This window comes from Paenibacillus sp. Y916 (assembly GCF_056786435.1).
Genome location: NZ_JBXCJA010000001.1, coordinates 630,531 through 645,073 on the forward strand (window position 1 = coordinate 630,531; position 14,543 = coordinate 645,073).

14 protein-coding genes are annotated in these 14,543 nt (G+C 42.0%); all 14 read left to right on the top strand.

Annotated features, from left to right (window positions below; translation table 11 throughout):
- Positions 1-15: 15 nt before the first annotated feature.
- The 14 genes from dapB to AC1TO9_RS03115 all read left to right on the top strand — a co-directional run bounded on the left by dapB (position 16) and on the right by AC1TO9_RS03115 (position 14,462).
- A complete protein-coding gene (gene dapB, locus AC1TO9_RS03050) occupies positions 16-819 on the top strand; it encodes a 4-hydroxy-tetrahydrodipicolinate reductase (RefSeq protein ID WP_482055071.1) in 804 nt (267 codons plus the stop codon).
- Between the two features lie 26 nt (positions 820-845).
- Positions 846-1,268, top strand: coding sequence for a methylglyoxal synthase (gene mgsA / locus AC1TO9_RS03055; protein WP_482055072.1), 423 nt, complete (start codon positions 846-848; stop codon positions 1,266-1,268).
- The gene (gene bshB1, locus AC1TO9_RS03060; protein ID WP_482058289.1) at positions 1,265-1,963 is read left to right on the top strand and encodes a bacillithiol biosynthesis deacetylase BshB1; all 699 of its coding nucleotides are present in this window, start codon (positions 1,265-1,267) and stop codon (positions 1,961-1,963) included. The genes mgsA and bshB1 overlap by 4 nt, the downstream gene beginning before the upstream one ends.
- 88 nt (positions 1,964-2,051) lie before the next feature.
- Positions 2,052-3,224 (top strand): N-acetyl-alpha-D-glucosaminyl L-malate synthase BshA, encoded by a 1,173-nt coding sequence (bshA, locus tag AC1TO9_RS03065; RefSeq protein ID WP_482055074.1) that lies wholly within the window; start codon positions 2,052-2,054, stop codon positions 3,222-3,224.
- Positions 3,225-3,233: 9 nt separating this feature from the next.
- Positions 3,234-4,514 carry a CCA tRNA nucleotidyltransferase gene (locus AC1TO9_RS03070; protein WP_482058403.1) on the top strand — a complete coding sequence of 427 codons (1,281 nt, stop codon included), beginning with the start codon at positions 3,234-3,236 and terminating at the stop codon, positions 4,512-4,514.
- Positions 4,504-5,478: a biotin--[acetyl-CoA-carboxylase] ligase gene (locus tag AC1TO9_RS03075; RefSeq protein WP_482058404.1), complete on the top strand. Its 975-nt coding sequence runs from the start codon at positions 4,504-4,506 to the stop codon at positions 5,476-5,478. Before AC1TO9_RS03070 ends, AC1TO9_RS03075 begins: the two co-directional genes overlap by 11 nt.
- Positions 5,479-5,953: 475 nt before the next feature.
- Complete coding sequence (gene panB / locus AC1TO9_RS03080) at positions 5,954-6,826, top strand: 3-methyl-2-oxobutanoate hydroxymethyltransferase (protein WP_482058290.1); 873 nt, start codon at positions 5,954-5,956, stop codon at positions 6,824-6,826.
- Positions 6,823-7,719: a pantoate--beta-alanine ligase gene (gene panC / locus AC1TO9_RS03085; protein ID WP_482058291.1), complete on the top strand. Its 897-nt coding sequence runs from the start codon at positions 6,823-6,825 to the stop codon at positions 7,717-7,719. The genes panB and panC overlap by 4 nt, the downstream gene beginning before the upstream one ends.
- Positions 7,712-8,095: an aspartate 1-decarboxylase gene (gene panD / locus AC1TO9_RS03090; RefSeq protein ID WP_482058292.1), complete on the top strand. Its 384-nt coding sequence runs from the start codon at positions 7,712-7,714 to the stop codon at positions 8,093-8,095. Before panC ends, panD begins: the two co-directional genes overlap by 8 nt.
- A 165-nt stretch (positions 8,096-8,260) precedes the next feature.
- The gene (locus AC1TO9_RS03095) at positions 8,261-8,890 is read left to right on the top strand and encodes a tetratricopeptide repeat protein (protein ID WP_482055078.1); all 630 of its coding nucleotides are present in this window, start codon (positions 8,261-8,263) and stop codon (positions 8,888-8,890) included.
- A gap of 138 nt (positions 8,891-9,028) precedes the next feature.
- On the top strand, positions 9,029-11,890 hold the full coding sequence (gene dinG, locus AC1TO9_RS03100; protein WP_482055079.1) for an ATP-dependent DNA helicase DinG: 2,862 nt from the start codon (positions 9,029-9,031) through the stop codon (positions 11,888-11,890).
- 34 nt (positions 11,891-11,924) lie between these two features.
- Positions 11,925-12,599, top strand: a complete 675-nt coding sequence (locus tag AC1TO9_RS03105; RefSeq protein ID WP_482055080.1) for a redox-sensing transcriptional repressor Rex — start codon at positions 11,925-11,927, stop codon at positions 12,597-12,599.
- Positions 12,568-13,875: an amidohydrolase gene (locus AC1TO9_RS03110; protein WP_482058293.1), complete on the top strand. Its 1,308-nt coding sequence runs from the start codon at positions 12,568-12,570 to the stop codon at positions 13,873-13,875. The genes AC1TO9_RS03105 and AC1TO9_RS03110 overlap by 32 nt, the downstream gene beginning before the upstream one ends.
- A 41-nt stretch (positions 13,876-13,916) precedes the next feature.
- Positions 13,917-14,462 (top strand): cell wall elongation regulator TseB-like domain-containing protein, encoded by a 546-nt coding sequence (locus AC1TO9_RS03115; protein ID WP_482058294.1) that lies wholly within the window; start codon positions 13,917-13,919, stop codon positions 14,460-14,462.
- Positions 14,463-14,543: the final 81 nt, after the last annotated feature.

The window sequence follows — 14,543 nt, forward strand, 5'->3', positions numbered from 1 at the left end:
GGGGAGATCTGAGACATGTCAGTTCCAATTAGAGTGGCGGTTATAGGTGCTGGAGGCCGCATGGGTAAAGAGGTTGTTAAGTTGGTGTTGGAAGATCAAGAACTTGAATTGGTAGCCGCGGTAGATCGGTCTGCTGGTGAGTTAGATGTTGCTAGTTTAGTTGGATTACCTTTAAGTGGAATTATGGTTACATCTGATATTGAATTTGCTTTTGCCGAGCAAAAGCCAGATGTGATGGTTGACTTTACCACACCAGAATCTGCGTATATGAATACATTAATTGCAATTAAACATGGTGTGAGACCAGTGATAGGAACGACTGGTTTTACACCAGAAGAGATTAAGGAACTGGACAAGCTGTGTCAAGAAAAGGAAATTGGTGGTTTAATCGCACCTAACTTCTCTATTGGTGCTATATTGATGATGAAGTTTGCTGCACAGGCAAGTAAATACTTTCCACATCTTGAGATTATAGAGTATCACGGTGATCAGAAGCTTGATGCACCTTCAGGAACGGCGATCAAAACCGCAGAAATGATTCTAGAGAATCGTAACGAGCTTCGACAAGGAAATCCGCAGGAAAAAGAGACGATTGAAGGAGCGCGCGGCGGGTATTATAATGGATTTCGAATTCATAGCGTTCGATTGCCAGGGATTTTTGCCCAACAGGAAGTGATTCTTGCTGGATTCGGTCAATCACTTAAAATTCGTCATGATTCATATGAACGGGCAGCATATATGCCTGGCGTGAAAGTAGGAATACAAAAAGTGATGGAGTACACTGGGCTAGTATATGGGTTTGAACAATTCATTGACTAACTAGGGAGATAGGGGAGATAGAAACTATGAAAATTGCATTTATAGCTCACGACCGAAAGAAAGAAGAAATGGTCAATTTCGTTATTGCTTACGAGCATGTATTTGAAGGTCATGGATTGTATTCTACGGGTACAACGGGATTGCGAATTATGGAGAACACGAAATTAAAAATTCACCGATTCATGTCGGGTCCCCTTGGAGGAGATCAACAGATTGGTGCTCTCGTTGCACAAAATGAAATGGATCTTATCGTTTTCTTGAGAGACCCGCTCATGGCGCAGCCACATGAACCAGATATTAATGCGCTTCTGCGTTTATGTGATGTTCAAGGAATACCTCTTGCAACGAATATTGCTACAGCTGAGATCCTTGTTAAGGCGCTGGACCGTGGTGACTTTGCATGGCGTGAACTCGTACATAAGTATAAGCCAACTAGTGATGATGTATGACGGATCAGCTAGATATTCTCGTGTTCGGTGCGCATGCAGATGATGCAGAGATTGGCATGGCAGGAACGATATATAAACATGTTGAGGCGGGCTACCGAGTAGGAATATGCGATTTGACTTTTGCGGAGATGTCTTCAAATGGTACTGTGGAGACTCGTAAGCAAGAGGCAGAAGAAGCGGGTAAAGTATTGGAATTGTCTTCACGAAGTAATCTGGGTCTTCCTGATCGAGGTTTAACTATGACTCGGAATAATATAGAGGCGATTACTGCAGAAATTCGGCGACTTGCGCCGCGAATCGTGTTTGCACCTTATTGGGAGGACAGGCATCCTGATCATGTTGCTTGTAGTAAGTTAGTTGAAGAGGCCGTGTTTAATGCAAAGCTTCGACGTTATATGCCTGACCAACCGGTCGTGAATGTGGATCAGTTGGTTTATTATTTCATTAATGATCTAGGACAAGCGGATCTCATCGTAGATATTTCAAATCATTATGAAATGAAGGAGAAGGCACTTTCATGTTATGTATCTCAATTTGAAAAGTTAACAGAAGAGGCGATCGATACTCCTCTTACTCAAGGATATATCGAACGCGTGAAGTCTCGTGATCGATTAGTGGGTCAACGTAGACTTGTTCCGTATGCTGAAGGTTTCGCTGTAAAGTCACCGTTCTTGGTAGAACGTTTTTTAACTTAACCAACTGAATGTTGGTATGCTATATAATTGTCTCCTGCCAAGCATAGTATGGGGTTATGAGTCCGAAGAGGTAAGGGGGAATACGTTAATGGGTAAATTTTTGAAAATTGGAATTACTTGCTATCCATCACTAGGTGGTTCGGGTGTGGTTGCAACTGAGCTAGGAAAGTTGTTAGCTGAGAAGGGGCATCAGGTTCATTTCATTACTCACAGTGTTCCATTTAGATTAGGAACGACGTTTCAGAAAAATATCTTTTATCATGAAGTTGAAGTGAGTGATTATTATGTATTTAAATATCCTCCTTATGATTTAGCGCTAGCTACTAAGATGGCACAAGTCGCCAAAATACAAAATCTTGATATCCTTCATGTACATTATGCTGTGCCTCATGCGGTATGTGCTTTTCTAGCTAAGCAGATGGTTGGGGATCAATTGAAAGTAGTAACAACACTACATGGAACAGATATTACTGTATTAGCACAAGACGAAACACTTAAAGATCTTATTCGATTGGCCATAAATGAAAGTGATGCAGTTACGGCAGTATCGAATGACTTGATTAGAGAAACTAGAGATGTCTTGGATATTAGTCGAGACATTGACTTGACATACAATTTCGTAGATAAACGGGTATACTACCCTCGTGACACAACTGCTTTAAGACAAGATTTCGCCCAGCCTGATGAAAAAATATTGATGCATATATCTAATTTTCGCCCAGTGAAACGCGTGTCAGATGTGATTGATATTTTTGCAAAGGTCAATGAAGTGATTCCATCAAAACTATTGTTAGTTGGAGAAGGTCCGGATCTGCCCAAAATTCAATGTATGATTAAAGAATTGGGGTTAACTGACAGGGTTCATTTCCTCGGTAAACAAGATGAGATTGCACATGTTATTTCACTTGCGGATGTGCTGCTTCTACCATCTTCCAAGGAAAGTTTCGGTCTGGTGGCATTAGAAGCGATGGCCTGTGGTGTACCTACGGTAGGTTCTGAAGCGGGTGGCATTCCTGAACTCGTCATCCATGGTGAGACGGGGTTCCTTGCTCCTATTGGTGAGGTCGCTGAAATGGCTGACTTTACGATTCAGCTATTATCTGATGCTGCTTTAGGTGAAAGATTCAGAAAGGCATGTTTGCAACGTGCAAGGGAAGATTTCTGTGATACATTGATTACGAAGAAATATGAAGAAATTTATTATCGTGTTCTGGGACGGGAGATTCCAAATACAGAATGTTTGAATGAGGTGTATGGATAGTTGTCATTGGTGAAATGGAATCATGCGGAGACGGGAATGGCGGAACAAAGTGAAATCCTTCTGCAATTGTTACTGGAACATGGGTTCGAAGCCTATTGGGTAGGAGGCTGTGTGAGGGATGAATTAATGGGTCGTCCTATTCATGATATGGATCTGACAACGTCGGCGACTCCAGAAGAAGTGATGGCGTTATTCGATCACACCATTCCTACAGGTATTCAGCATGGTACAGTTACGGTGATGATGAAGGGCTATCCATTTGAAGTGACTACGTATCGGGTAGAAGGGACGTATATCAATCACCGACGTCCTGATGCGGTTACCTTTGTGGAAGATATTAATGAGGATTTGAAGCGTCGTGACTTCACGATGAATGCTATCGCAAGGGCTGTAGATGGTACATACATTGATCCATTCGGTGGTCAAGAAGATACTCAGAAAGAAATCATCCGTGCTGTTGGAGATCCACTCGAACGTTTCGATGAGGATGCTCTGCGGATGGTTCGTTGTGTCCGATTTGCATCTGTATTCGAATATTCGATCGCAAAGGGTACATGGAAGGGCTTATTATCTAAGCGCAGTAATTTACAATACATAGCGTTGGAACGAATTCGAGTTGAGATGGAAAAGATCATGCGTGGTGAGAATCCCCTAAGAGGGCTCGAACTCTTAAGTCGCAGTCTTTTATTAGAATTCGCTAAAGTACCTATATTATGCTCAAGATTTGATCGAGAGTTACTCTTGGGTCTGCATGTATTAAGTTCAGAGGCATTAAGTGTTAGATGGGGGCTACTTCTTTATGCTGGAAATTTCACTTCTAGCGAAGCAGGGGCAAATTTAAGGAAATGGACATTTAGCAACCAGGAGAAGGATGATATTTGCAGACTGCTTCGGTTAGATGAACAAGTAAGGACAGAATATGTAGCACGGGATGGTGTGGATTCTGATGAAACGCGAAGGCTATCATGGATTAGGCTCGTCCTTTCATTCGGAGTAGCGACTGCTGATGGCTGGTTGATGATGCAACAGGTACTTCCGGAGCACAGACGGATTATTTCTGTACAAGTCTTGGAAATGCTTACAACGTGGAGAAGTCAAATGAGAGTTCACCATCTTAAAGAATTGAATGTAAGTGGTGTTGAAATCATACAGGCATTGGAGCGGAAGGCAGGTCCGTGGCTGAGCGAGATGCTTCAACATTTATTGTTGGTTGTGGCAGCAGGGATCGTCGAGAACGATAAAGATAGTCTAATTGTTGAAATGAAACGGGTGAGTACAAATCATGAATGATATATCTTTATTGAGTATATTACTTCAGAATCCTGACGAATTTATGTCAGGCGAAGAAATAAGCAGAAGATTGTCGATCAGTCGGACGGCGGTATGGAAGCAAATCAATAAGCTAAGAAGCCTAGGGTACGAATTCGAGGCAGTATCGAATAAAGGGTATCGTATTCTAGTTAAACCAGATTTGCTTGATGTATTGACGTTAAAGAACGCATTGAAGTCAAAGATGATGGGTGCGGATATAGAAATTGTAGAAACGACGGTCTCTACGCAAGAGGAAGCGCGAAAGAGAGCAGAGCAGGGTGCTGCTGAAGGGACGCTTATCATTGCAGAAGAACAGACAGGTGGAAAAGGTAGATTGGGGCGTAAGTGGTTCTCACCGAAAGGTAAAGGGATCTACATGAGCCTTATTCTTCGTCCACAACAGTCTTTGAAGTTTACGTCTCAACTTACTCTTCTTACAGGCGTAGCTGTCTGTCGAGCAATCAGAAGGACGACAGGAATCAATGTTGGACTCAAGTGGCCCAATGATATTCTTTTCAATAAACGCAAAATATGTGGTATTTTATTGGAATCGGTCGTTGAGGATGAGCTTGTACGTTATTGTATTGCTGGGATCGGTATAAGTGTGAATGTAGATGTAGAAGAATACCCAGAAGAATTGCGGGATATTGCAACATCTTTAAAAATAGAGAGTGGAAGTCCAGTGGATCGCATCGGATTGATTGCTGAAGTTATGGAAGAATTCGAAACTCTGTATACGCTATACCAACAGGAGGGCTTCAAGCCTATCTCCTTATTGTGGGAAGCATTATCGATTAGCAATCAACAAGAGGTTATAGTAAACACACATCATGGAATACGTGAAGGTGTTGCTGTTGGTCTAGATCCCAGTGGCGCATTGCTTGTGGATATGGGAATGGGTGAGATCATGCCAATTATTTCTGGTGATGTCAAACTTAAATAGTGAAATTTGAGATTGTTTTTGTTATACTAATTTCTAGGCGGTATCGAATGAAGTCGAACTGCACTTGTACTGAATACTTAAGTTCAATTGGAAGCTTAATGAATATTGTGAGTGCGTTGGATTCTGCTCTGAGCCGGAAGGACCGAGACAGAAGGGACGATCGAAAGTGACTCTTTTTTGACTATCGGACCTTTTTAGTGGAAATACTAAAAGGTTTTTTTGTTGTCTTTAGATGTGAGTTCAAAAAGTCAGATTTTCAGCACCGAGAAGATTGGATGAAGCAAGGGAGAGAGGAGCGGAGCGTAGGCAGTACCTACGTGAGCACCTGAAATGTTTCCGAAGGAAACATACCTCGTAAGCATATGCTTAGACCGGCTGAATTCAATATTCGATGTCGAATAGGCCTCTTGGAATACTTCGTGATCAAAAGATGACTTTTTGAACAACCTCTTAAAAATGAAAGGAGTGCATGAATATGTCAATTAAATCAATGCTAAATATTGTGAAAATGAAAAAAATGAAAGAGGAAGGAATTCCTCTAAGTATGGTTACTGCATACGATTATCCTACGGCTAAGTTAGCTGAGGAAGCGAATGTAGACATCCTTCTAGTAGGAGATTCACTTGGGAATGTCGTACTGGGATATAACTCCACAATCCCTGTAACTTTGGAGGATATGGTGTATCATACCCGTTCGGTTGCTAGAGGTGCCGAGAACACATTTATCGTAGCTGACATGCCTTTTATGACATATCACGGAAGTATAGATGAGACTTTACGCGGTGTGAGAAAGCTTATGCAGGAGGGGCATGCCCAAGCTGTAAAACTCGAGGGCGGTTTGGAAATATGCTCAACTGTAGAGACTATTGTGAAATCGGGCGTGCCTGTTTTAGGTCATATTGGTCTTACACCGCAATCAGTGAACCAAATTGGTGGCTATCGGATACAGGGTAAAGATGCTAAGGATGCTCAGCGATTGATGGATGAAGCTAAAGCTTTAGAAGCAGCAGGAGCTTTTGGAATCGTGTTGGAACTAGTAACGGAACAAGTGGCAGAAGCTATTTCAAAGGAATTAACCATTCCGACGATTGGAATTGGAGCGGGCCGTTATTGTGATGGACAAGTACTGGTGTTTCATGATGTTTTCCAATATGCATCTCCCTACATGAATAAACGATTTGTCAAAACTTATGGAGATATAGGATCTTTAATTCGTGAAGGGTTAGGGAATTATGTGAAAGAAGTAAAGGAACGTTCCTTCCCGTCTTCCGAGCATGTATTCTTGGCGGATGATCATGTATTGGATTCCCTTTATGGAAATGGGACGACAAAGGGAGATAAGTCATGAAAGTGATCAGAAGTATTAATGAATTAAGACAAGCGCTTAAGCAATATAAAGTGGATCACATGGGGGACAGCAGAGTTGGATTAGTTCCAACGATGGGTTATCTTCATGATGGACATGCTAGCCTAATGACCCGTGCTCGTGAGATGAGTGATGTGGTCGTTGTAAGTATTTTTGTGAATCCAATTCAATTTGGACCTGGGGAAGATTATGAGACATATCCTCGAAATGAAGAGCGAGATTTAGCTTTGGCGGAACGCCAAGGTGTAGATATTGTATTTATCCCTACGGTGGATGAAATGTATCCTCGACCAACGAAGACGAAGATTATCGTATCTGAGCTAACGGAGTTACTGTGTGGAGCATCGCGTCCAGGACATTTCGACGGTGTGACGACAGTTGTAAGTAAACTGATGAATATTGTCCAGCCTGATCTCGCATTTTTCGGGATGAAAGACGCACAGCAAATCGCTGTACTTCAGCAAATGGTTCGGGATCTGAACATGGATGTGGAAATCGTACCGTGTCCTATTGTCCGCGAGAAAGATGGACTTGCACTCAGTTCAAGGAATGTGTACCTAAGTCCAGAGGAGCGTAAACAGGCATTGGTGCTTTCTCGTTCTCTTCATGAGGTGAAGGGGGAGTTCGATTGTAGGAAGCCCGTAACGACCTCTCAGATCCGCGAGAAGCTTACATCGATGATTGTTGCCTCTCCGCTGGCTGTGATAGATTATGTTCAAGTGCTGACTTTTCCTGAATTGATTCCTTTACAAGATGACGAATTGATTTCAGACGTTCGTGATCAAGTGATGATGGCTGTAGCTGTGAAGTTCGGTACAACCCGATTGATTGATAATATATTGTTCATACCAAAGGAGGCTGGTTCTCTTGTTTAGACATATGATGAAGTCCAAGATCCATCGAGCAACAGTAACGGAAGCGAATTTAAATTATGTAGGCAGTATTACGATAGATGAGAATTTGATGGAAGCGGCAGATTTACTTGAGAATGAAAAAGTTCAAATTGTAAATAACAATAATGGCGCTCGTCTAGAAACGTATGTTATTCCTGGTTCACGGGGTAGTGGCGTTATTTGTCTAAATGGAGCAGCGGCACGGTTAGTTTCTCCAGGAGATACAGTGATTATTATTTCATATGCCATCATGTCTCAGGAAGAATTAAGTTCTCACAAACCTACTGTTGTTTTTGTCGATGCGAACAATAAACCTGTTCAGTTGATGGATAAAGAAGTTCATGGAACGATTATGTAACAAGGCTTAATCGACATAAGATGCAATGTATGGTATCAGCGCATGAAAAGCGTCTCATCTACAAAAAATGATATTAGAGGATGTTCAAAAATTCATCTTTGTTGAACACGAACTAATCAGTTAGATCGCACTAATATCATGATTGTTAAAGGTGGGATGCAGATTATGTTTCAACATGTATTCGCTGAAATGAACGACATGTTAGAGGAGATTGTCAAGCGTTATCCAACAGCGCAAGAAACGCAGAAGCAGCTTATGATCCAAAGATGGAACATGCTTAAAGCGATGAGTGATGGGATTATTGAGGAATGGCTTTCCTTTGAAGACAAGATGGGTATCTTTCGGGAATATACGTTGTTACCGCCCATTTTTCCTTTAGGTACTACACCTGAAATGGAGACAGAGTCTTTTGTGAGAGGCCAAGGTTACTTCCAATTAATGATGTATCGTCAATCTATACAGCAATTTTCCGTAATTATATCGGATGTTCCCGACAGTTTGCTTGCAAGAACGTATATAGCGATGGCGCATCTTCACTTAGATGAGACGACGGAAGCGCTCAAGCAATTCCAATGGATCCTCCCCATAACTGAACATAAGAGGCTAAAAGCAATGATCTATAACGCAATTGGTTGTATACAGTTTAAACATTCAGACACGGTGAAAGCACAGGAGTACTTCAGATTGGCATTGCAAAATGATCCTACACTAGCCGATCCAATCGTGAATTTAAGAGTGTGCAGCGACAATTGTGGCCAACTCCAATATGGAAGTCAACTCATATCATTGAACTAACGGGAAGACGATAATAAGGCGATGCCTGCAAAGCGTGAGCTACGAGGCGTCGTCTTTTTTTTGCACCACATATAATGAATAAAATGAGAACTTCTGTTATGCTGTAAAAGAGACTGGATTGAAAGGGAATAATAGAACATGAAATTTGCTGTACTGGATTTTGAAACTACGGGTAACCAACCCGGTGATGAGATCATTCAAGTGGGACTTGCCATTATTGAGGAAGATCAATCGATATCCCGCGTATACGGATCTTTCGTTAATCCGGGTATCCCCATTCCTCCTTTTATTAGTAAATTAACTGGAATATCCAATAGTGACGTTGAGAATGCTCCTTCCTTAGAAGAAATGATGATGGAGTTAGTTCCCTTATTAGATGACGTTGTTCTGGTAGGTCATAATATCGCATTCGATTTCAATTTCTTGCAAAACTCACTTGATCGATGTGGTTATTTGCCATACGCGGGAAGACTGCTTGACACTATCGATTTTCTGAAAATATGCTTTCCGTCATTAACGACTTATCAATTAGGGCTTGTATCCTTGCAATTCGGTATTCAGCATGACCGGCCCCATCAAGCGGATAGTGACGCACTGGCTACTGCACATGTACTGTTGAAATGTTTGGATGAATTGGTCAGTCTTCCACTAATCACTTTACAGCGCCTTAGTGAGCTATTTACAGATGAGGACAGTGATTTAGCCTGGTATTTCGACGCGTTATGTAGGGAGAAAGAGAAGGAGCCTGCACAGGATCTGGAAAGTCATACATTTTATCGTCAATTGGCTTTGGCAGTTGAGGATTGGACGGACATATCAACACCACGAGATGATGCAGATGATAACCCTCTGAAGAACATTGAATTTCCACAGTATCTTGAGCAGATTGAGGAACGACTCCGCTCAATTATGCCACAGTATGAAGCCCGCGAATCTCAAAGTATGATGTTCACTGAGGTTATGAATGCACTAGAGCAAGAGAAGCATCTCCTTATTGAAGCGGGAACAGGAACAGGGAAATCTCTAGGGTACTTAATACCTGCTATTTATCAGAGTGTAAAGCGCGAACAGAAAGTTATGGTAAGCACGCATACGATCAACCTCCAGGAGCAGTTGCGAGAGCGAGATATACCACTATTGACTCAAGTTGTTCCTTTCCCATTTAAAGCGGCAATTTTCAAGGGGAGACAACATTATTTGTGTTTGAGAAAATTTGAACATAAAATAAATAGAAGAGACTTTACGAATCCTAAAGAGGATTTGATCTTAGCTGCGCAAATGATGGTATGGTTAACGCAGACTGAGACAGGTGATGATGAGGAACTGAATCTAGGAGCCCGTGGTGGGGACTTCTGGGAGACGGTGTCTAGTGACACGGATTCTTGCTTGGGACGCGCTTGTCCATGGTTTCGTAAATGCTATTATCATCGTGCTAAACATGAAGCGGGTGTAGCGGACGTTGTGATTACCAATCATTCGAAGCTATTCTCAGATGTAAAGGCAGGACATCAGCTATTGCCTGCTTACGAATATTTAGTTATAGATGAGGCGCATCATTTAGAAGAAGTCGCTGGTAAACACCTAGGCCTTCATATAAGGTATTTCAATGTGATCCACACGTTATCACGACTTTACAAAGATAACCGAAACGGTCAATTTCCTGTTCTACGACAACAGCTACAATCTTCAAGCGATGAGAAGGCCGCCGACTGGGCACTATTGACTGATCGTATGAGTAGTGATTTAGTTGATGTGAAGGAACATTGGGATAGACTAAGCGATATGTTATTTGCTCTGCTTCCTGAACGAAGTGATGCTGCTCCAGGGGATACGGGGCAGTTCGTCCTACGTTTGCAGCCTGCGAAGAAACCGAAGGATTGGGAAGTGCTGCAAGAGATAGAGAATCAGATCTATGTAACGCTGGGCGAAGTGATTCGTAGTTCGGATAAAATGATCAATGAAATCAGAGAAAATCTAGAGGATTTTAATTTTGAAAGTTTGCTCACGGACATCAGTGGCCTTGTGAAAGATTTAGCTTCCCAGCGTGAAGGCTTACATTTCTTTGTATCACTTAACGATGCAGGAAATGTATACTGGATGGAGGCTAACGGTCACTATCGGAGTAAATCCCTACAGATGTATGCGGTTCCTGTAGATGTAAGTCAGCAGCTAAAGGAAGTATTCTTTGATAAAAAGAAAAGTATTATTCTAACTTCAGCTACGTTGTCAATCGACAAATCCTTTCAGTATATGACTGAAAACTTGGGGCTTCAGGAAGCTTCGGATCAAGATCGACTGGTAACTGTGCAATTGCCGTCTCCTTTTCGCTATCGTGATCAGGCATTGCTGATTATCCCGCGTGATTTCCCAAGTGTGAAGGGAAGTATAGGCGACGCGCTCTTCGTCGAAACACTTGTTAAATCACTGGCTGAAACAGCTATCGTTACACAAGGTCGAATGTTAGTATTATTCACTTCATACCGTATGCTTCGGCAAGTGTATGAGCCTTTAAGTAAAGCACTCTCCTCTACGGATATTGCGGTACTAGGACAAGGTGTGGATAATGGAAGCCGAAGTAAGTTGATCCGCCGTTTCCAGGATAGTAGTGCCTCGGTACTTCTAGGAACAAACAGCTTCTGGGAAGGGGTAGATATTCCAGGAGAAGCACTGACTTGCTTAGCTATTGTTCGACTTCCTTTTCAGCCTCCTAATCATCCACTTGTAGAGGCGAAGAGTGAACTTTTACAGCAACAAAAGAAAAATCCTTTCATGAAGCTTTCAGTACCTCAAGCAGTTATTCGTTTCAAACAAGGATTTGGACGATTAGTGCGTACGGCGAGTGACCGAGGAATCGTTATTGTATATGATACACGGGTGATTGAATCTTATTATGGGAAGTACTTCCTATATTCACTACCTGGTCCTAAGATGGAGCATATGTCAACGGATCAAATGGTTCCAAGAATTTCGGAATGGTTACAAGACGGACACCGTCCTTGATCAATGTATTAGCTATTCATTAGGAGGAGCAAATATGAAATCTGATAAAATTTCAGAAGCTGTTGTACGCAGATTACCTATTTATTTGCGTTATCTGACAGAACTTCAAAGACGGGAAGTAGCTACAGTCTCTTCACAGGAATTAGGTCAAAAGCTAGACTTGAATCCTGCGCAAATTCGTAAGGATCTTGCTTATTTTGGCGATTTTGGTAGAAAAGGCATTGGGTATGACGTAGCTTATTTAATTGAAAAAATACGACATATTCTTAATTTGGATCAACAGATCAATGTTGTTCTAGTAGGTGCCGGTAATCTAGGCCACGCTTTATCCAATTATAATGCTTACTTGAAAGAGAATTTAAAGATTGTCGCCGTATTTGATGCATATCCAACGAAGATTGGAACGCGTATTAATACAATAGAAGTTCAACCTATGGATGAACTTTTCGATACAATTAAGAAGCATAATATTCGCATTGGAATCATTACCGTTCCTGAGCAAGAAGCTCAGGATGTTGCCGATAAATTGATTGAAGCAGGAATTGGAGCTATATTGAATTTCGCTCCAACGATATTAAAGGCCCCGGCGGATGTTCGTATTCATGCAGCTGATTTCACTACGGATATGCTTAGCCTTGCTTATTATTTGGTTAATGGAAAGGGAGATTCAGACGAAAATGAACAACAAAATTCAGAAGTGGATCATTAAGAATGGTACGTTCGCTGTTCTGAACAATGAACAACCTGTATTGAAGGGGTATATGCTCATAGAGGATGATTTGATCACGTATATTGGTGAAGACAAGCCGGTAGTTGATGAAGATATTCCAGAGGTGGATGGTAGCCATTTGTTGTTCTTACCAGGTCTTGTCAACACACATGGACATGCTGCTATGTCATTGCTTAGAGGCTATGGCGATGATCTTGCGCTACAAGTATGGTTACAGGAGAAAATGTGGCCAATGGAAGAGAAATTCACCCCTGAAGATGTCTACTGGGGAGCTTCCTTATCTGTGTTAGAAATGCTTAAGGGTGGTACAACGACTTTTCTAGATATGTATGATCACATGGATCAGGTAGCTAAAGTAGTTCAGGAATCTGGAATTCGCGGCGTCCTAACTAGAGGTGTTATTGGATTATGTTCTGCGGAAGTCCAACAACATAAGCTTCAGGAAGCGATCTCTTTTGCAAAAACTTGGCACGGACAAGCAGAGGGTAGAATTACGACGATGATGTCGCCACATGCTCCTTATACATGCCCGCCAGATTACTTCGAGAAGTTTGTACAGGCTGCACATGATCTCGATCTGCCGATGCATACACATATGTCGGAGACGCTAAGTGAAGTAGCACAGAACGTAGCAGACTATGGTCTACGTCCTGTTCAACATTTGGAGAAACTCGGCATGTTTACACGTCCTTCGATTGTTGCGCACGGTGTACATTTGAATGACGAAGAGATTGAGATTCTAGCAACTCATCAAGTTGGCGTATCACATAACCCAGGAAGTAACTTGAAGCTTGCGAGTGGTATTGCGCGTGTAACAGACCTATTGAAGGCAGGAGTACCTGTATCGCTTGGAACAGATGGTCCAGCAAGTAATAACAATCTGGATATGTTCGAAGAGATGCGACTGGCTGCCCTCATTCACAAAGGGATATCTGGGGATCCAACAGCTATTCCGGCTGCTGAGGCGCTGCGGATGGGTACTATTTATGGGGCAAAGTCATTGTTTCTAGATACGGTAGGAAGATTGGCTCCGGGTATGAAGGCAGATTTCATTGCACTAAATACGGATCAGGCTCATTTCTTACCCCACACGGATTTCATCTCACACTCGATCTATTCTGCGAGTGCCAAAGATGTAGAGCATGTATGGGTTGATGGTAAGCAAGTTGTGAAGAATGGTGCTTGTCTTACTCTAGACGAAGAGCGTATACACCATGAAGCGCAATCTGCTTTCGAGGGCTTACTTAACCGTTAAGGTATTAGTTACTCCTTATTCCTGAAGAGAGGAAGTTCAGGTTGAAGAAGAATAAGAACAAGAACAAGAACAAGTATATGGACAAGAAGAAGATCATTTGGCTAAGTGTCGCTGTCATCATCGTGTTGCTATTCGGACTCTATCGCTATTACATATACATTATGCAGGATCAATGGAGTCAGGAAGCTGTGGCTATTGCTGCAGCGAAGGAGCATAGTGAATTAACTCAAGTTACTCGTACCTCCAAATCGGTCTGGAACAATGTAGTCTGGGTCATTGAAGGTAAAGATCAGGACGATCAGAATATGATTGTCTGGGTCCCATTAACGAGTGAGTACGAAGTGAATGATACCCCGAAAGCGATTCAAAGTGAACTATTGAAGGATGGGTTATCCAAAACCCAAATGATGACACTTATCGAAAAGGAACTTTCGAATATAAAGAAAAAACATTTGCAACTAGGTCTTTTCAATGGAACAGCTGCCTGGCAACTGTTCTACAAAGAACAAGACCATTATAATTATCGCTTCTATCGATTCAGTGATGGTATGCAAATAGGCGAACAATTTACATTACCGAACCGTTAGATCACGTTAAATTACGCTACATCAATAAACCAGTTGAGTCATCCTTTGAGGATGACCCAACTGGTTTTGTTGTTTGTTTGT

Excerpts from the sequence above, each read along its gene's own strand:
- dapB (WP_482055071.1), top strand. The coding sequence starts at position 16 with ATGTCAGTTCCAATTAGAGTGGCGGTTATAGGTGCTGGAGGCCGCATG.
- mgsA (WP_482055072.1), top strand. The coding sequence starts at position 846 with ATGAAAATTGCATTTATAGCTCACGACCGAAAGAAAGAAGAAATGGTC.
- bshB1 (WP_482058289.1), top strand. The coding sequence starts at position 1,265 with ATGACGGATCAGCTAGATATTCTCGTGTTCGGTGCGCATGCAGATGAT.
- bshA (WP_482055074.1), top strand. The coding sequence starts at position 2,052 with ATGGGTAAATTTTTGAAAATTGGAATTACTTGCTATCCATCACTAGGT.
- panB (WP_482058290.1), top strand. The coding sequence starts at position 5,954 with ATGTCAATTAAATCAATGCTAAATATTGTGAAAATGAAAAAAATGAAA.
- panC (WP_482058291.1), top strand. The coding sequence starts at position 6,823 with ATGAAAGTGATCAGAAGTATTAATGAATTAAGACAAGCGCTTAAGCAA.
- AC1TO9_RS03095 (WP_482055078.1), top strand. The coding sequence starts at position 8,261 with ATGTTTCAACATGTATTCGCTGAAATGAACGACATGTTAGAGGAGATT.
- dinG (WP_482055079.1), top strand. The coding sequence starts at position 9,029 with ATGAAATTTGCTGTACTGGATTTTGAAACTACGGGTAACCAACCCGGT.
- AC1TO9_RS03105 (WP_482055080.1), top strand. The coding sequence starts at position 11,925 with ATGAAATCTGATAAAATTTCAGAAGCTGTTGTACGCAGATTACCTATT.
- AC1TO9_RS03110 (WP_482058293.1), top strand. The coding sequence starts at position 12,568 with ATGAACAACAAAATTCAGAAGTGGATCATTAAGAATGGTACGTTCGCT.